This window comes from Cupriavidus sp. 291-E7 (assembly GCF_057798835.1).
Window position 1 is genome coordinate 42,642 of record NZ_JBYOJV010000007.1, and the last position, 18,694, is coordinate 61,335.

The 18,694-nt window shown below is 64.8% G+C and carries 13 protein-coding genes; 5 read left to right on the top strand and 8 right to left on the bottom strand.

Annotation, left to right across the window (positions count from 1 at the left end; all coding sequences use genetic code 11):
• Window positions 1–13: 13 nt before the first annotated feature.
• The 5 genes from AC3FLX_RS13970 to AC3FLX_RS13990 all read right to left on the bottom strand — a co-directional run bounded on the left by AC3FLX_RS13970 (window position 14) and on the right by AC3FLX_RS13990 (window position 9,141).
• Window positions 14–2,290 (bottom strand): TonB-dependent hemoglobin/transferrin/lactoferrin family receptor, encoded by a 2,277-nt coding sequence (locus tag AC3FLX_RS13970; RefSeq protein ID WP_488697425.1) that lies wholly within the window; start codon window positions 2,288–2,290, stop codon window positions 14–16.
• Between the two features lie 292 nt (window positions 2,291–2,582).
• Window positions 2,583–5,783: an efflux RND transporter permease subunit gene (locus AC3FLX_RS13975; RefSeq protein WP_488697426.1), complete on the bottom strand. Its 3,201-nt coding sequence runs from the start codon at window positions 5,781–5,783 to the stop codon at window positions 2,583–2,585.
• Between the two features lie 4 nt (window positions 5,784–5,787).
• Entirely contained in the window at window positions 5,788–7,029 is a 1,242-nt protein-coding gene (locus AC3FLX_RS13980) for an efflux RND transporter periplasmic adaptor subunit (RefSeq protein ID WP_488697427.1), read from the bottom strand.
• Between the two features lie 257 nt (window positions 7,030–7,286).
• Window positions 7,287–7,931, bottom strand: coding sequence for an MOSC domain-containing protein (locus AC3FLX_RS13985; protein ID WP_488697429.1), 645 nt, complete (start codon window positions 7,929–7,931; stop codon window positions 7,287–7,289).
• Between the two features lie 196 nt (window positions 7,932–8,127).
• Complete coding sequence (locus tag AC3FLX_RS13990) at window positions 8,128–9,141, bottom strand: D-2-hydroxyacid dehydrogenase family protein (RefSeq protein WP_488697430.1); 1,014 nt, start codon at window positions 9,139–9,141, stop codon at window positions 8,128–8,130.
• A gap of 514 nt (window positions 9,142–9,655) precedes the next feature.
• On the opposite strand from AC3FLX_RS13990, the gene AC3FLX_RS13995 reads away from it, so the two are divergent.
• Window positions 9,656–11,509, top strand: coding sequence for a phosphoenolpyruvate carboxykinase (GTP) (locus AC3FLX_RS13995; protein ID WP_488697431.1), 1,854 nt, complete (start codon window positions 9,656–9,658; stop codon window positions 11,507–11,509).
• Between the two features lie 197 nt (window positions 11,510–11,706).
• On the opposite strand, the gene AC3FLX_RS14000 is transcribed toward AC3FLX_RS13995, so the two are convergent.
• Window positions 11,707–12,396 carry a response regulator gene (locus AC3FLX_RS14000; RefSeq protein ID WP_488697433.1) on the bottom strand — a complete coding sequence of 230 codons (690 nt, stop codon included), beginning with the start codon at window positions 12,394–12,396 and terminating at the stop codon, window positions 11,707–11,709.
• Complete coding sequence (locus tag AC3FLX_RS14005) at window positions 12,393–13,775, bottom strand: cache domain-containing protein (protein ID WP_488697435.1); 1,383 nt, start codon at window positions 13,773–13,775, stop codon at window positions 12,393–12,395. Before AC3FLX_RS14005 ends, AC3FLX_RS14000 begins: the two co-directional genes overlap by 4 nt.
• Before the next feature lie 381 nt (window positions 13,776–14,156).
• Here AC3FLX_RS14005 and AC3FLX_RS14010 point away from each other — a divergent pair, with 381 nt between their 5' ends.
• From AC3FLX_RS14010 to AC3FLX_RS14020, 3 genes are all read left to right on the top strand, one after another.
• Window positions 14,157–16,232: a carbon starvation CstA family protein gene (locus AC3FLX_RS14010; protein WP_488697436.1), complete on the top strand. Its 2,076-nt coding sequence runs from the start codon at window positions 14,157–14,159 to the stop codon at window positions 16,230–16,232.
• Between the two features lie 16 nt (window positions 16,233–16,248).
• Window positions 16,249–16,443, top strand: coding sequence for a YbdD/YjiX family protein (locus AC3FLX_RS14015; protein WP_488697437.1), 195 nt, complete (start codon window positions 16,249–16,251; stop codon window positions 16,441–16,443).
• Between the two features lie 226 nt (window positions 16,444–16,669).
• Entirely contained in the window at window positions 16,670–17,104 is a 435-nt protein-coding gene (locus AC3FLX_RS14020; protein WP_488697439.1) for a hypothetical protein, read from the top strand.
• A 207-nt stretch (window positions 17,105–17,311) separates the two neighbouring features.
• Here the strand turns inward: AC3FLX_RS14020 and AC3FLX_RS14025 are convergent, their stop codons facing one another.
• Entirely contained in the window at window positions 17,312–17,560 is a 249-nt protein-coding gene (locus AC3FLX_RS14025) for a hypothetical protein (protein ID WP_488697441.1), read from the bottom strand.
• 189 nt (window positions 17,561–17,749) lie between these two features.
• Here AC3FLX_RS14025 and AC3FLX_RS14030 point away from each other — a divergent pair, with 189 nt between their 5' ends.
• Complete coding sequence (locus AC3FLX_RS14030) at window positions 17,750–18,673, top strand: LysR family transcriptional regulator (protein ID WP_488697442.1); 924 nt, start codon at window positions 17,750–17,752, stop codon at window positions 18,671–18,673.
• Window positions 18,674–18,694: the final 21 nt, after the last annotated feature.

Here is an 18,694-nt window from a genome sequence, read left to right on the forward strand (position 1 = left end):
CTCCTGTCTCGCGTCAGAACGCGACCTTGACCGCAGCGGCGAACGTGCGGCCCGGTTGCGTGTAGAAGTCCAGCCCTGGCTCGGTGGCCGACACGCCGGTCTGGCGCACATCGCCCCACAACCAGTACTTCTTGTCGAACAGGTTATTCACCGCCAGCGTCAACGTGGCGCGTTTGCCGAAGCGCCACCATGCCTGCAAATCGACCACGCCATAGCCACCGGGCTTGAAGTACGTGAATGATGTGTCGTCCGTGCGCGTCACGGCCTTGGCGCCGCGCCAGCGCAATGCCGCGCCGGGGCCTTCGCCGACCGACGGCTCCCACGTCAGGCCCGCCGCCGCGCGCAGCGGCGATACGCTGTTCAGCGGCTGGTTGGTCTGCTCGTTCGTGCCATGCGCGTACGCCACCGCGCCATCCACACGCCATTGCGGCAGGAAGCGCCACACGCCGCGCCATTCCGCGCCATAAATGCGGACCTTCGCCTGGTTGCGGTACTGGTAGGTCGCGCGCAGGCCCGGCAGGCAAGAGGGGTCCGACGGACAGGTCAGCTGGACCTGTTCGATGAAGTCCTTGTACCGGTTGTCGAAGAGCGCCACGCTGGTCTGCACGTTCTCGTCGGTATAGCGCACGCCCACTTCGAACGATCGACTCTTCTCGGGGTTGAGTTCGCCGTTCGGCGCCGCGCCATAGCCCTGCACCGGATTACGGAAGCTGCCGTTGATCTCCTGATAGTTCGGCGCCCGATAGCCGAACACGTACTGCGCCCACAGGTTGATGCGGTCAGTGGCCTGCCAGAGCGCCGACAGCTTCGGCGACAGGTTCGAATCGCTCTTGCTGATGGCTGGCTTGGCCGCCACGCTGTTGTACTGCGGATCGTTGTCGGGTCCGAGCGAGTAATGATCGAAACGCAGGCCCGGCGTCACCGTGAAGCGGCCGTTCATGAAGCGCAATTCATCCTGGACGAACACACCCACCTGGCGCGTCTCGCCCTTCGGGAAGTCGTGCAACGGGAAGTTCTCGCCCGCCAGCGACTTCGTGGTGGTGCCGGTCGTCGTGTTGACGACGGTGGCATCGCGGTACTCCTGGGACTCGGTGCGGATGAAGTCGACGCCGCCAATCACGCGGTGTTCCACGCTACCCGTGTTGAATGACTTGTCCGCCTGAAAGTTGAAGCCGGTCTGCTGCTGTTCAAAGCCGAAGCCCAACGCCACGTTGCACAGGCTCGTGCCCGCCGTGGTGGCGGAACATCCGGTGCTGGTGCGGCTGCGCACCTGGTTCGTGTTCGTGGTGGTCTGGCTCTTCTGGTAGTAGACGGCGGCGGTCAAGCGGTCCAGCACGCCGTTTTCAGGGCGCCACTCGTAGTCGAGCGACACACGGTTGCGCTCCAGGTCTTCGGTGCCGGTGGCCGACGTCACGCGCGGCAGCGAGGTGGACAGCCGCAGCAGGTCGGTGCTGCTGCTGGCATCGCGATGTTCGTAGGTCAGCTTGAAGCGCTGCCGTGGCGTGGCATTGAGCACGATCTTGCCCAGGTACGCATTGGTTTCCACATCCTGCGGGTTCGGCGCCGTGCGCGACGTCGACACGGAGTTGTCGCCGCCCATGTTCTGCATTTCGTGGGCCTTGCGGTGCGCGTACATGAACAGGCCCTGGACCATCTCGTTGCCACCGGCCACGCCAGCGGTCTGGCCGAAGCCATTGTCGATACCGTTCCAGCTCAGGCCAAGCTCGCCGCCGGCGGACTTGCCGCGCATCAGGTCCTGCGGGTCCTTCGTCGCGTACGACACCACGCCGCCGATCGCATCCGATCCGTACAGGCTCGATGCCGGGCCGCGCAGCACTTCCACGCGCTTCAGGAAAGAGAATTCGGGTGCGTCGCGGGTGGACGTCGAAATGTTCGAAGGTCCGCCGCCGTTGAAGAAGTCGGGCAGGCGCACGCCATCGACCATCTGCAGCACGCGGTTGTCCTCGATGCCGCGGATGTTGATGCTGCCGGCGCCAAAGCGGCGACGGTCGCGCGGCACGTCGATATCCGGCTCGTCCGCGAACAGGCCGGCTTCGTCGACCGGCATCGATTGCTCGATCTTGCGGGCGTCCTCGACGGTGATCGTCGACGCCACGGCATCGGCGCGTTCCTCGGTGCGTGTGGCCGTCACCACGACTTCACCCAGTTGCGGAACATCGGCGGCCCATAGCGGCGCGGACAACGGCGCGCACAGCGTGGCGCATACGGCCGCGACCGGCGTGACCCGGATGGAGGCGCGCAGGCGACGCGCCAGGAAACAGCGTTTCATGGATTTCCCCTTCAAGAAAGCGAAACGCTGGCTGGCTGATTGGCGCACCGGACGGGTCCGGCGGCATAGGGCGGTTGGCTGGCTGGCGTGTACGGGCGTGCCCTTTGTTGTGATGAATGGGGTCGCGCCGCTGAAAACGAGAATTATTCTCGTTTGTTACATTTCCGGCAAGCCTTTGTTACGAAAGGCAGTCGAAACCTGTGGTTTTTATGGGGAAAAATCGCGGGGAAAACCGGGGGAAGAATCGGGGAGGAAGCCGTGGGCGCGCGCAAGGCGCCCACGGCTTGATCGATCAGTGCGAAGAAACCGCTTCGGCCTGCTTTTCTTCGAGCGGATTGCCTTCGGAGTCGATCTGCAGCGGGCCGGTACCCGAGTAACGGTCCAGCGCCAGGTAGATCACCGGCGTGATGAACAGCGTGATGACCTGCGAGAACAGCAGCCCGCCCACCACGGCCAGACCCAGCGGCTGGCGCAGCTCGGCGCCGGCGCCGAGCCCCAGGGCCAGGGGCAGGGCGCCCATCACGGCGGCGAACGTGGTCATCATGATCGGGCGGAACCGCAGCAGGCAGGCCTGCCGGATGGCCTTCGCCGGCAGCATGCCCTGCTCGCGCTGCGCGGCCAGCGCGAAGTCGATCATCATGATGGCGTTCTTTTTCACGATACCGATCAGCATCAGCACACCGATCGTCGCAATCAGCGACAGCTCGACGTTGAAGATGAACAGCGTCAGTAGCGCGCCGATGGCCGCCGATGGCAGGCCGGCCAGAATCGTCAGCGGATGGATGTAGCTCTCGTAGAGCACGCCCAGCAGCGTGTAGATGACCGCGATGGCGGCCACCAGCAGCACCACCTGCGTGGCTTGCGATGACTGGAATACGGCGGCGTCGCCGCCCCAGCTCGTGAAGATCGAAGCCGGCATCTCGATCTCCTGGCGGTAGCGATCGATCAGCTTCGATGCATCGCCCAGCGCCGCGCCCGGTGCCAGGTTGAACGACACCGTCACCGACGGCAACTGGCCCTGGTGATTCACCGCAATCGGCCCCACGCGGCGTTCGGTGGTGGCGAACGCCGACACCGGCACCATCTGCCCGGTCTTGCTGCGCACGTAGAGCTTGGAGAATGCGGTCTCATCCACGCGATCGATATCGGCCGCGGTCAGGATCACGTAGTAGTTGTCGATCGGCGTGTAGATCGTCGACACCTGCCGCTCGCCAAATGCCGTGTACAGCGCGGCGCGCACGTCCTGCATCTGCACGCCCATCGCGTTGGCCTTGTCGCGGTCGATCGTAAGCTGCGCCTCCAGGCCCGATTGCTGCGAATCGCTGGTCACGTCGCGGAACACCGGCTCGGCGCGCATCTTCGCCATGAGCTTGTCGCTGTAATCCTGCAGCTGGCCGGACTTCACGCTCTGCAGCGTGTACTGGTAGCGGCTCTTGCTCTGACGCCCGCCCAGGCGCAGGTTCTGCACCGGCGAAAAATAGACCTGCAGGCCCGGCACGCCCGCCACGTCGTGGCGCAGCGATTCCACCACCTGCGGCATCTTGGGCCGCTCACCCAGCGGCTTCAGCTCCACGAACATACGGCCCGTGTTGATGGCCGGCGACGGCCCGCCACCAATCGACGCCACCACGCTCTTCACGGCCGGATTGGCGCGAATGCGTTCCGCTGCATCGCGCAGGCGGTCCGACATCGCGTCGAACGAAATGTCCTGCGGACCTTCGGCGTTCACCTGGATCTGGCCAATGTCCTCCTCGGGGAAGAAGCCCTTGGGAATCTTCACGAACAGCACGGCCGTCAACACGAAAGTCAGACCCGCGATGGCCAGTACGAAGCGGCGATGCGCAAGGCACCAGTCCAGCCCGCGCGCGTACTTGTGAAGCGTCCATTCGAACAGGTCTTCGAACCACTGCGTGGCACGCAGGCCGATGGTTTGCTTCTGCGGCGCATGGTGTGCCGGCGCGCCTTGCGGATGATCGCCATAGGCGTGCTGCGATTCATCGACGGGTACGTTCTCGGCCGACAGAAAACGCGCGCAGAGCATCGGGATCAGTGTCAGGGACACCAGCGCCGATACCAGGATCGACAGCGACACCACCGCGGCGAATTCGTGAAACAGCAGACCGATCACGCCCGGCATGAAGAAGATCGGGATGAACACCGCCACCAGCGAGATCGAGATCGACAGGATCGTGAACCCCATTTCGCGCGAGCCGACCAGCGCGGCCTTCAGCGGCGGCACGCCTTCCTCGATATGGCGGACGATGTTTTCCAGCATCACGATCGCGTCGTCCACCACCAGGCCCACGGCCAGCGTGATGGCCAGCAGCGACACGTTGTCGAGGCTGTAGCCGAACGCCTTCATCAGCGCCACGGTACCTATCAGTGAAATCGGCAGCGACACCGTGGGAATCAGCGTGGCCGCCGCGCGGCGCAGGAACAGGAAGATCACCATCACCACCAGCGCCACGGTCAGCGCCAGCGTGAACTGCACGTCGTGAATCGATTCGCGGATCGAATTCGACCGGTCATTCACCACGCTCACGTTCACCGATCCCGGCATCTGTTGCACCAGGCGTGGCAAGGCATTCTTGATGGAATCGACCACGGCCACCGTGTTGGCGTCCGGCTGGCGCAGCACGGCCAGCACAATCGACCGTTCGTTGTTGAGCCAGCTGCCGGTCTTGATCGTCTCGACGCTGTCTTCCACATCGGCCACGTCCGACAGACGCACCACGGCGCCGCTAGGCTGGCTGGCCACGATGATGTTGCGGAACGCATCGGCGCTGGTCATCTGGCGGTTGGCCTGGATGGTCAGCGTCTGGCGCGCGCCATCGAGCGTACCCACGGGCGTGTTCGCATTGGCGCGATTGAGCGCGGTAGCCAGCTCGTCCAGCGTCATGCCACGGGCGGCCAGCGCGTCGGGGTGGGCGCGCACGCGCACGGAGAAACGCTTCTGGCCGAAGATCTGCACCTGTGCCACGCCGGGCAGCGTGGCCAGCGTGGGCGAGATCAGGTTATCGCCGAACGCATTCAGTTCGCCCAGGCTCATCGACGGCGAGTTGATGGCCAGCAGAATCACCGGCGCATCGGCCGGATTCACCTTGCGATACGACGGCGGTACCGTCATCTCGATCGGCAGCGAACGTTGCGCGCGGAACAGCGCCGCCTGCACGTCCACGGCCGCGTCGTCGATATTGCGGTCGCTGTTGAATTCGATCGTGATGCTCGAATTGCCAAGCGTGTTCGACGAACTGATCACGGTCACGCCGGGAATCGTCGCGAACTGCTTTTCGAGCTGCGTGGCCACGGATGCGGCCATTGTCTCGGGGCTGGCCCCCGGCAGCGTGGCCGTGACCTGGATCACGGGTGAATTGAAGCTGGGCAGGGCCGCGATCGGGATCGTCGGATACAGCACGATGCCGGTAACGATGACGGCCAGGCACAGCAGCACCGTCATGACGGGCCGACGGATACAAAGCTCGGACAGCGTCATGATCTTAGTGCCCGCCGTTGCCGGCAGCCGCGGCCGGTGCCGAAGCGGCCCGTTGCGTCGCTTCACGGACCAGGCTGCCCGGACGCAGGTTCTGCGCGCCCTCTGTCACGACGCGAGCGCCCGGCTGCACGCCATCCACCACCGCGGCGGCGGCCGTGGTGACCAGTACTTTCACCGGTACGCGAGCCACCTTGTTGTCGGGCCCCACGGTATAGACGAAGCGGCCCTCGGGGCCGGCCACCACGGACTGCGGCGGCACGCTCAACGCATTCTTCAGCACCTGCACCGTGGCATTCACGTTGGCGTAGGTACCGGGCCAGAGACGCTGTTCCTCGTTGGGGAACATCGCCTTGACGCGGATGCTGCCGTATTGCGGATCGACGGTGTTGTCGATGAACGTGATCTTGCCCGTCACCGGCGCCGGATTGCCATCGTTCGGCTGCGCCGTCACCGTGACCGGACCAGCGTGCAGCGCCTCGCGCAGCGCGGCCAGTTGGCGTTCGGGCAGCGTGAACATGACGGTGATCGGTGCGATCTGGGCAACCGTCACCATCGCCGGCGTGGTCGTGGTGTTGGCCGGGGTGACCAGCGAGCCGGGGAACACGTTGATGACGCCGGTACGGCCGCCAATCGTCGCGCGGATCTGTCCGTAGCTGATGGCCACCTGGCTGGCTTCGATCGCGGCCTGGTCGGCGCGGATCGTGGCTTCGAAGCCATCGACCTTGGCCTGGGCCGTGTCCACGGCGCTGCGCGAAATGAAATTACGCTGCAGCAGTTCCTGGCTGCGCGTCAGCGTGCGGCGCGCATCGGACAGATCGGCCTGGTCGCGCATCAACTGTGCGCGGGCCTTGGCCAGATTGGCCTCGTCCATGCGCGTATCGAGCGTGAACAGCAGGTCGCCCGGCTTCACGGCCTGGCCTTCCTTGATATGCACGGTGCGCACGGTGCTGGAAACCTGCGGACGGACGTCCACGGTCTGCATCGCGGTAACGGTGCCGTTGGCGGTCACTTCGACCGGCACGTCGCCCTGCTGGACGATGGCCGTGCTCACGGTGGCCACGGACGGCCCCTTGGCCGCCGGCTTCGGCGCAAACCATGTCTTCCAGCCAAACCAGCCGGCCAGTGCCAACACCAGCATCACCGCAATCGCCACCCAGGGCTTAGTGCGGCCGCGGCCCGCGCTAGCGGCCGCGCTCCAGTTGCCATCGACGAAGCCTTTCGGCTGGTCGATCCCATCAGTTTTCATGTGAGGACCCTCAAATACCGCATGGCGCGCTCCCCAATCGGTCCCGGCTTCTTGGAACCGGTTATGCCCGCGCAAATTGCTACTAGTACCGCATTGGCCCTGTCAGGCCAAGCGCGTGGTATTACAAGCCATTACAGCATCGTTGGGGAAGGATGTCCGGACCAGCCGGGAGGGTCGGTCGAATTGCTTGTATCAGAAACAAAACATTAGCAGAAAAGCGTGACGACTCAACTTGGGACTAACGCGGGAGGGAGCATTCAGACACTCGGGTGCCCATTCAGGCATTCGACCGATACCCGACGCGGTCCGGGGGTGAGGACCATCGTGTCACCGGCGCGAAGCACGCCGGGCCGCGCCACGCTCAGGTACACGCCGGAAAAGCCGCTGCGCGTCATGTCGCGCGCGGCCTGGGCGTAGCCCATCACGGCGTTGAGCTTTTCGCAGGGGCGGCGTGGCGATTCCACCACAAATTCGACTTCGCCGATGCGCACGCGGTCTCCGACCCAGAGCGAAACCTCCAGCAAACCCTGCGTGGTCAGGTTCTCGCCCATCGCGCCGAAAGCCAGGGGCCGCTCGGCTTCCTCGACGCCCGCCTCACGACGGCGGGCATTCCACCAGGTGTAGTGTTCGATCGGATAGGCATACACGGCCCGGCCGGGGCCACCGTGAACGGTGCGATCGACCTGTTCATCGCCCGCCATGCCCAGGCGATGCACGCCCACCGCGATCGGATGATGCAGGGTGCTCAGAGGATGCTTGCGGATGCCCGACATCACCACGGCCTCGGTACCGGCGCCCGCCACCACCAGCGGCAGCGCGGTGCCGACATTGACGGCCAGCACACGGCCGACGGCAGTGCCATCGGCGCCTGCGGAATTCGGACGCGGATCGGATTCGGCCACGGGACGCCCTCCTTGCGTGTACGGGCCTGCGCGCGATGCACCGGAATGCGGATGTCACGCACTGACGTTGTCCACCGAGTGTACCGGCTGGTCCGCTTGCCTGAAGGCTGGGAATGTGGGGAAACAGACGCACGCGCGAGTGGCGTGCGTCCGTTGCGGCGGGCCGCTGAAGGCCGCCGGAGGCCGAACCGAACGCTCAGCGCGACAGCGCGGGCGTGAGGGCTTTCGGATTGACGATGCTGTCGTGCTTGCCGCTCAGTACGTCAAGAATGTTCTGGAAGGCGGTGCGGAAGTACAGCTCGTAGCTGTCGCGCTCGACATATCCCAGGTGCGGCGTGCAGATGCAGTTTTCCATGCGCAGCAGTGCGTGGCCTTGCAGGATCGGCTCCGATTCGAACACGTCCACCGCCGCCATGCCCGGCCGGCCGCGGTTCAGCGCGGCCACCAGCGCGTTCTCCTCGATCAGCTCGGCGCGGCTCGTGTTCACGAACAGCGCCGTGGGCTTCATGCGTTGCAGGTCGGACAGCTTGACGATGCCGCGCGTGTCGTCGTTCAAACGCAGGTGCAGCGACAGGACATCGCTGTCGGTGAACAGTTGCTCGACGGATTCGGCCACGTTCAGGCCATCCTCGCGCGCAGCCTGCTGCGACGCCTCGCGGCCCCAGACCAGCACGTTCATGCCGAAGGCGCGGCCAAAGCCAGCCAGCAGGCGGCCGATCTTGCCATAGCCCCAGATACCGAGCGTCTGGCCGCGCAGCACCTGGCCCAGGCCGAAGTTGGGCGGCATCGTGGTCGATTTCAGGCCCGACTGTTGCCAGGCGCCGTGCTTGAGGCTGGCCACGTATTGCGGAATGCGCCGCTGGGCCGCCATGATCAGCGCCCACGTCAGTTCCGCCGGCGCCACGGGCGAACCCACGCCTTCCAGCACCACGACGCCACGGTCGGTGCAGGCTTCCAGATCCACATGGTTACCGGCGCGTCCGGTCTGGCTGATGATCTTGAGCTTGGGAAGCTTTTCGAGCAGCTGGCGGGTCACCCGCGTCCGCTCCCGGATCAGGACCAGCGCTTCCACGTCCGACAGGCGCGCCGCGAGCTGGCCCACGCCTTTGACGGTGTTGTTGAAAACCTTGACGTCGTGCCCTTCCAGCAAGGAAAAGCACGGCAGCTTGCGTACGGCGTCCTGGTAATCGTCGAGAACGGCAATCTTCATGAGTGACTCATTGGGGGCTTGGTGCGCACGACCACAGAATCGGAGCGCGCCCGACAGTATTGTTGGCTTCCCTGACGCAACATTGACTGCAGACAAGTCCGCGCGGACCACCCCGAGCGCCGACGCTGCGCGGTGGCGAACAGGCATTCTGACAGGGGAAACAATGCTGCGCAGCAAAAAACAGGGCGTCCGTACAGTGGTATTCTTGCCCGCTTCCGCGACACGACAGTACGGTCGAGCCATGCTCCCGCCCACTGTTCGCCGCCGGACAATGCCCGACCGGACCCTGCCGCCCGCCAAAAGCGGGCGAACGCAACTGTATCGCAGCCGCAGGGACCCCCGCGACCATTTGCGCGGATTTGGTCGGCGCCGAGTTGTAACGGGATGTGACGGTCAGTCAGCGAGTGCGCCATGCCCAACGTGGCGCGCCGCCTGCCCGTCTTTCCTCGTGACGCCGGCCGATGCCGTGATCGGGCATGACAAGGTTTCCTTTTTCGCTTTGGAGCAGTAAAAAATGAACCACCCCACCATGCAAGGCACACCTGTACTGAAGTTGCCGACCTGGGTAAAGAACCAGAAACTGGTCGCCTGGGTTGCCGAAGTTGCCGCCCTGACCAAGCCCGACCAGATCTACTGGTGCGACGGCTCGCAAGAAGAATATGACCGGCTGTGCGAGCTGATGGTCGCCGCGGGCACCATGCAGCGGCTGAACCCGGCCAAGCGCAAGAACTCCTTCCTGGCCCTGTCCGACCCGTCCGACGTGGCCCGTGTGGAAGACCGCACCTTCATCTGCTCCGACAAGAAGGAAGACGCCGGCCCGACCAATAACTGGATCGCCCCGGCCGAAATGCGCACCACGCTGAATGGCCTGTTCGACGGCTGCATGCGCGGCCGCACGCTGTACGTGGTGCCGTTCTCGATGGGTCCGCTGGGCTCGCCGATCGCGCACATTGGCGTGGAACTGTCCGATTCGCCGTACGTCGCCGTGAACATGCGCATCATGACCCGCATGGGTCGCGCCGTGTACGACGTGCTGGGCGCCGATGGCGAGTTCGTGCCGTGCGTGCACACCGTGGGCAAGCCGCTGGCCGCTGGCGAGAAGGACGTGCCGTGGCCGTGCAATCCCACCAAGTACATCGTGCACTTCCCTGAATCGCGCGAGATCTGGTCGTTCGGTTCGGGCTACGGCGGCAACGCGTTGCTGGGCAAGAAGTGCTTCGCGCTGCGGATCGCTTCGACGATGGGCCGCGACGAAGGCTGGCTGGCCGAGCACATGCTGATCCTGGGCGTGACCTCGCCCGAGGGCAAGAAGTACCACGTGGCCGCCGCGTTCCCGTCGGCCTGCGGCAAGACCAACTTCGCCATGCTGATCCCGCCCAAGGGCTTCGACGGCTGGAAGATCACCACGATCGGCGACGACATCGCCTGGATCAAGCCGGGCAAGGACGGCCGCCTCTACGCGATCAACCCGGAAGCCGGCTACTTCGGCGTGGCACCGGGCACGAGCGAGAAGACCAACTACAACGCGATGGCGACGCTGAAGGAAAACGTCATCTTCACCAACGTGGCGCTGACCGATGACGGCGACGTGTGGTGGGAAGGCATGACCCGCGAAGCGCCGGCGCACCTGATCGACTGGCAGGGCAAGGACTGGACGCCCGCGATCGCCAAGGAGACCGGCGCCAAGGCCGCGCATCCGAACGCACGCTTCACGGCACCGGCGTCGCAGTGCCCGTCGATCGACGACAACTGGGACAACCCGGCTGGCGTGGCCATCGATGCATTCATCTTCGGCGGCCGCCGCAGCACCACCGTGCCGCTGGTGACCGAAGCGCGCAACTGGACCGAAGGCGTCTACATGGCCGCCACGATGGGTTCGGAAACCACCGCCGCGGCCGCTGGCCAGCAAGGCGTGGTGCGCCGCGATCCGTTCGCGATGCTGCCGTTCTGCGGCTACAACATGAGCGACTATTTCGGTCACTGGCTCGCGCTGGGCCAGAAGCTCGAAGCGTCGGGCGCCAAGCTGCCGAAGATCTACTGCGTGAACTGGTTCCGCAAGGACGCCGACGGCAACTTCGTGTGGCCGGGCTTTGGCGAGAACATGCGCGTGCTGTCGTGGATGATCGATCGTGTGGAAGGCCGCGGCCAGGGCACGGATCACGTGTTCGGCACGTCGCCGCGCTATGCGGACCTGAACTGGGATGGCCTGCCGTTCACGGCCGAGCAGTTCGACCTGGTCACGTCGATCGACCTCGACGCCTGGCAGAAGGAACTCGCGCTGCACGACGAACTGTTCACGCAGCTCAAGCACAACCTGCCGCAAGCCCTGGTGGAAACCAAGCAGGCGCTGGCCAAGCGCCTGGGCTGATTCTCCGCAGCCTTGAACAAAACGCCGAACGGTTTGTAGCCGTTCGGCGTTTTTGTTTCCGGCGATGCTCGGGTTGAGAGGCGCCTTGCCTCCTACCGATACAACACCTGGGGCAGCCACAGGCCGATACCCGGGAAAACGTACAACAGCGCCAGCGCCACAATCTGGATCGCCATGAACGACGGGCGCCGATGAGGTTATGCGGTGTCGCTGTCCAGTCCCAGTTGCTGCACCGCGTACTTCACCAGTTCCGCGCGGCCCTCGATGCCCAGCTTGCGCTTGAGGTTGAGGCGATGCGTTTCCACGGTGCGCACCGAGACACCAAGGCGCGATGCGATGTCCTTGTTGGACTGGCCGCGGCCGATGCCGTGGAGGATGTCGCGCTCGCGCGGCGTCAGCGCGTCGAGCGGGCTGATCGCCTGCTCGGCCATGCCGCGCGCGATACGCGCGCTATAGAACACGCGCCCGGCCAGTACAGCGTGGATTGCGGCCATCAGTTCGTCGGCCGGCGCGTCCTTGAGCACGTAGCCACGGGCGCCGGCACGAATCGCCTGGCGCACGTACTCCAGGTTGTCATGCATCGAAACGATCAGCACGGCCACTTCGGGATATGTGTCGTGCAGCGCGCCAGCCAGCGCGATGCCGCCCATGCCGCGCATGCCGATATCGGTGATCACCAGCTCGGGCAGACTGGCGGGGCCGGCGCCGGCCAGCCACGACAGCGCGGCCTCGCCGTCATCGGCTTCGCCCACGACTTCCAGCCCCGGTTGCAGTGCCAGGTGCATGCGCATGCCATCGCGCACCAGGGCATGATCGTCGATCAGCAGCACGCGGGCCGGCGCGTTGGACGGAGGAATGACGGGATCGTCGTCTTGCGAAACGGTCATGACAGCGGAATATCGGAGGGAACGGAAATGACGGGCAGCATCGCCACAAGGCGGGTGCCCGACGGCATCGACACGATGTCGAACTGCCCGCCCAGCGCGGCCATACGCTCGCGCAGGTTGCGCAGGCCGATGCCGCGTTGCGGATCGTGCTGCATGCGGGCCACGTCAAAGCCGGTGCCGTCATCACGGACGGTCAGCCGCGTGGCCGATGGTGAAAAATCGAGTTCGATATTGACGCGCGTGGCATGCGCGTGGCGCTCGACGTTGGTGAGCGCCTCCTGCGCGATACGGAACAGCGCCGTTGCATGCTCGTCCGACAATTCGCGCTGCTGGCCCGTTTGCGTGACATCAACGGTCAGCGTGCTGCCGGACTGCATCTCGCGCGCCAGATGTTGCAGGGCCGCGTACAAACCCAGGTCATCGAGCAGGGCGGGGCGCAGATTGCGCGCCACACGCCGTACCTCGTTGAAAGCAGAGTCGAGCCGGTTCAGCGCCATGCCGAGGATGGGTGCCACCGCCGCGCCTTCCGCGGGCGCCACGCGAATGCGGTTGGCCGCGGCCTCCAGTACCAGCTTGACCGACACCAGCAACTGGCCAATGCCATCATGCAGCTCGCGCGACAGCCGCGCGCGTTCTTCTTCCTGCGACTGCACTACACGCTGCGCAAGCTGGCGCAGCTTGGCGTCGGCCTCGCGGTGTTCGCTGATGTTCAGGGCAAGTCCGCTGGCGGCCACCAGCAGGATGCTGATCGCGGCGATCACGCCGATCCAGGCCATCGTTTCGCGGATATCGGTCTCGGCGCGTGCGTCGAGCTGGCGCAACGTCTGCTCGACGTCGTCCAGGTAAATGCCGGTGCCGAGCATCCAGTTCCATGCCGGCACGGCCACCACATAGCCAAGCTTGGGCACGGTCTGCTTCGACGACGGCTTCTGCCACATGTACCGCACCGAACCGCCGCCGGCCTTGGCCGCCGTCACCAGTTTCTGGATCGTCAGCGCGCCTTGCGGATCGCGCATCAGCCACAGGTCCTGCCCGACCAGCTCCGGCTGGCGCGGATGCATCAGGTTCCGGCCCTGCAGGTCATACAGGAAGAAGTAGCCGTCGGGGCCGTAGTCGAGCCTGGCCAGCGCTTCCATCGCCGCCTGCCGCGTGGCGGCGTCGGTGCGCCCCGACTGCACCATCGGCGCGATGGCGCTCTGGGCCAGGTCGACGTAGTGGCGCAGCTCGGTTTCCTTGCTTTGCAGGTACGCGGCTTCCACCAGTGCGCGCTCGTGGCGGGCCAGCGCGGTGGCCTGGTAACGCACGGCCAGCGCAATGCCAAGCATGGCGACAGCCAGTGGCGCCACGGCCAGCAAAAGGATCTTTTGGCGGAGTTTCATTTGAACCGGGGGTAAACACCGATGCCGGGAAGGCCGCGTGAAATCGTCGGTCTACGTATTACTACGCACGGGTGTTGCGTAGTTTCGCGCTTGTGCCGACATGGGCGGGTGTCAATACTACACGCCGGATTGTGCCCAGGCCCGCCCGGCGCGCAAATCCGACGCAGTAGGTGCGTCCCGGCCCAGCGATTTCGCGTGATCGGGTGCACTGCCTGCCTGCACGACAAGATCCGGTTCCAGACGAGAACAGACCGGGCGCCGCAGACATCCAGGAGACACCCTTCCACGCGATCGTCAGCAGACGCTATCCGGCACCGCCCCCGCTGCCCGGGCTCCCAGTCGCCGCAGGTTTTTTCAGCCGGTCTGAGGAGACCCTTCAACATGAATCGCATCGGACAACACCTGTTGTGGCTGGCCGTCGCCGTGCTCGGCGCGTTTGCCTTCGCCACCGTCGCGCTGTCGCGCGGTGAAGCCGTCAGTGCATTGTGGATCGTGGTTGCCGCGCTCTGCATCTACCTGATTGCCTATCGCTACTACAGCCGCTTCATCGCCGACAAGGTGATGCAGCTCGACCCCAAACGCATGACGCCAGCATGGCGCCATAACGACGGTCTGGACTACGTGCCGACCAACAAGGCGGTGCTGTTTGGCCACCACTTCGCCGCCATTGCCGGCGCCGGGCCGCTGGTGGGACCCGTGCTGGCCGCGCAGATGGGCTACATGCCCGGCATGCTGTGGATTCTGGCCGGCGTGGTGTTTGCCGGCGCCGTGCAGGATTTCATGATCCTGTTCATCTCCACGCGCCGCGACGGCCGTTCGCTGGGTGACCTGGTGAAGTCCGAAATGGGCACCGTGCCCGGCCTGATTGCGCTGTTCGGCTGCTTCATGATCATGATCATCATCCTGGCGGTGCTGGCGCTGATCGTGGTGAAGGCGCTGGCCGGCTCGCCGTGGGGCACGTTCACCGTTGCGGTGACGATCCCCATCGCGCTCTTCATGGGCATCTACACGCGCTACATCCGCCCGGGCCGCATCGGCGAGGTATCGGTGATCGGTTTCGTGCTGCTGATGCTGGCCATCATTGGCGGCCAGTACGTGCATGAGAGCGCCGCGCTGGCGCCGCTGTTCACGTACGACGGCAAGGCGCTGACCTGGATGCTGATCATCTACGGTTTCATCGCCGCGGTACTGCCCGTGTGGCTGCTGCTGGCGCCGCGCGACTACCTGTCGACGTTCCTGAAGATCGGCACGATCATCGCGCTGGCCATCGGCATCCTGATCGTCGCGCCGGAACTGAAGATGCCGGCCTTCACGCAGTTTGCGCAGGGCAACGGTCCGGTGTGGTCGGGCAACCTGTTCCCGTTCCTCTTCATCACCATCGCCTGCGGTGCGGTGTCGGGTTTCCACGCGCTGATCTCGTCGGGCACCACGCCGAAGCTGCTGGAAAATGAAACGCACGCGCGCTTCATCGGCTATGGCGCCATGCTGGCCGAGTCGTTCGTCGCCATCATGGCCCTGGTGGCCGCGTCGGTGATCGAGCCGGGTGTGTACTTCGCCATGAACAGCCCGGCAGCCGTGATCGGCACCACGCCGGAAGCCGTGGCGCAAGCGGTGTCGAGCTGGGGCTTCGTCATCACCCCTGACGTGCTGATCCAGACCGCCAAGGACGTTGGCGAAAACACGATCATTTCGCGTGCCGGTGGCGCGCCGACGCTGGCCGTTGGCATCGCGCACATCCTGCACCAGGTGGTGGGTGGCCAGGCCATGATGGCGTTCTGGTACCACTTCGCAATCCTGTTCGAAGCGCTGTTCATCCTGACCGCGGTCGACGCCGGCACGCGCGCTGGCCGCTTCATGCTGCAAGACCTGCTGGGCAGCTTCGTCCCGGCCCTGAAGCGTACCGAATCGCTGCCCGCCAACCTGATCGCCACGGCGCTGACCGTCGCGGCCTGGGGTTACTTCCTGTACCAGGGCGTGGTCGATCCGCTGGGCGGCATCAATACGCTGTGGCCGCTGTTCGGTATCTCGAACCAGATGCTGGCCGCCGTGGCGCTGGTGCTGGGCACCTGCGTGCTGGTCAAGATGAAGCGCGGGCAATACGCCTGGGTGACGCTGCTGCCCACCTGCTGGCTGCTGATCTGCACGCTGACCGCCGGCTGGCAGAAGCTGTTCCACGCCGACCCGAAGGTGAGCTTCCTGACGCACGCGGCCAAGTTCAGTGCCGCGATTGCCGAAGGCAAGGTGCTGGCACCGGCCAAGTCGATGGAGCAGATGCACCGCATCGTGTTCAACGACTACCTGGACGCGGGCCTTTGCGCGCTGTTCATGTTCGTGGTGCTGTCGATCGTGTTCTACGGCTTCAAGACGGCCATGTCGGCCCGCACGGCGGCCCGCCGCACGGACAGCGAAACGCCGTTCGAACCGCTGCCGGCCCAGGCATCGGCCGCCGCGAACTGACCGGAAGGAGCCACACATGCTGGAACAGATCGGAAGCATGGGGCGTTACCTGGGCCAATCGCTGCGGCTGATGGTCGGCCTGCCCGACTACCAGACCTATGTGGCCCATATGGAAAGCACGCACCCGGACCGCGAGCCGATGACGTACGAGGAATTCTTCCGCGAGCGTCAGGAAGCCCGATACGGCGGCGGGCAGGGGAAGTGCTGCTGACCCGGCAGTGCTCCCCAGAAAAATGGAAAGGCGGCCTCGCGGGGCCGCCTTTTTCGTTGGGGAGTTTTGTGACGTACCATCGCGCGCTGTTGCGCCGGAACATCGTTTTTTAACGGTTCGATACCGTTTCTGCAGCGGGTTACAGGGCCTCACAACTAGTTACAGCAAGGGCAGGGCTGCTTCTCTACACTCCGCTACCAGATACACACCACATAAGGAAAATACGATGTCTCGCCATCCTCTCCGCAATTTGACTCTGGCTCTTGCCCTCTCGGCGGCTACGCTGCCGGCGTTTGCAGGGGGTGATCTGAACAACGCACTCGGCGGCGGCCTGGGCGGCGTTGCAGGCGCCGCTGTGGGCGGCGCGCTGGGCGGCAGCACCGGCGCCGTGATCGGTGGTGCCGTAGGCGGTGGTGCCGGCGGCGCCATCACGTCGAATCGCCGCGAGCGCACCGGCGCCATCATCGGCGGCGCCCTGGGCGGCGGCGCGGGTACCGCGGCCGGTAACGCCGTGGGCGGCCGTACCGGCGGCCTGGTTGGTGCAGGCCTGGGCGGTGCCGCGGGCGCGGCGCTGGGCGGCAACGTGTCGCGCAGCAATTCGTACGACGACGACCGTCGCTACTACAAGCGCGGCAAGCATCGTCACCATCACCACGATTGATGAAGAAAACGGGCCCTGCGGGGCCCGTTTCTATTTCAGGCTTGGGGATGAAGATCGCGCGGCCGTCCGGATGCGCGCACCGGCTAGCCGCAGGTGCGCAAGTCAGCGCCTATCGGCCAACCATCCGTGTCGTCCGATTCAAGCAGTCCCAGAAAGTAAAAAGCCCGTACCAACTGGTACGGGCTTTTTGCGGAATGCCTTGGAAAATCAGAGCTTGGCGCCATCCGAGTAGACGTCGAAAGACTTGGCGCCGTCGGTGAACGAATCAAACTTGCCCGACTTTGCACCGTCCGTGAAGGTGTCGAACTTGCCAGCCTTCGCGCCATCGGTGTACGGATCAAACTTCGTAGCCTTGGCACCGTCGCTGTACGGGTCGAAGTTGCCGATCTTTGCAAACGCGGGAGCGGCGGACAGGGCGATGGTCAGTGCGGCGATCAGGGTGATTTGGCGCTTCATGGCGAATCCTTCACTTTATTCTGGGTTGCCCGACGAATCAGATATTGCTGCGTCGCGGCATCGGATATGGGGATATTAGGCATTCCCCTGATATGAATAAATATGCGCCTACACAATGATTGATTGTGGTTTCAACAATAAATAGCCCGTACCGTGTAAAAATTCACGGCTGAGGCGGGGGACTATGTCATGGATCGGCTCCAATCGATGCGCGTTTTCGCCAAGGTGGTCGAACTTGGCAGCTTCGCCCGTGCGGCGCAGCAACTCGAAATGTCCAATGCCGTGGTGACGCGGTATGTCGCCGATCTGGAGAGTCACCTTGGTACGCGGCTGCTGAACCGCACCACGCGCAGCCTGTCGCTTACCGATGCTGGCGAGACCTACCTGCAGCGCTGCGCGCAGATCCTGGAGGACGTGGAGGAGGCGGAATCGATAGTCACCGCCCGCAGCCAGTCGCTATCGGGCACGCTGCGGCTGGTGGCACCGGTGATGTTCGGCCTGCATCTGCTGCCGCAGACACTGGAGCGTTTTCACCAGCTCTATCCCGATGTCGTCTTCGATGTGCAGTTGTCCGACCGCGTGATCGATATCGTCGAGGAAGGCCGCGATGTCGGCGTGGTGCTTTCCGATCTGGGCCTCGGATCGCACCTGGTGGCCCGGCCGCTGATTTCCGCCGAGATCATCCTTTGTGCTTCGCCTGGTTATCTGCGCGAGCACCCGCCGCTGCGCACCGCGCACGACCTGACCAACCATCGCGCCATCGCCATGCGCCTGCCCACGGCAGAGCATGAATGGACGCTGTCCGGGCCGGAAGGGGAGGTCACCGTGCCGATTCGCCCCGGTCTGCTGTGCAGCAACGCGGAGCTGGCCCACCAGGCGGCGCTGGCCAATATGGGGATCGCGATGCTGTCGTCATACCTGGCCCGGCCCAATATCGAAGCGGGCCGCCTGATGCATATCCTGCCGCAATACCAATTGCCGCGCCGCGACGTGAGCGTGGTCTACCCGAGCCGCAAATTCCTGCCCACCAAGGTGCGCGCCTTTATCGACTTCCTGCTCGAAGAGGGCAAGCAGCGGGCAGGCGAGACGGTTGGCAAGGTCGTCAACAGATAAGAAAACGGCGAGGTATCAACC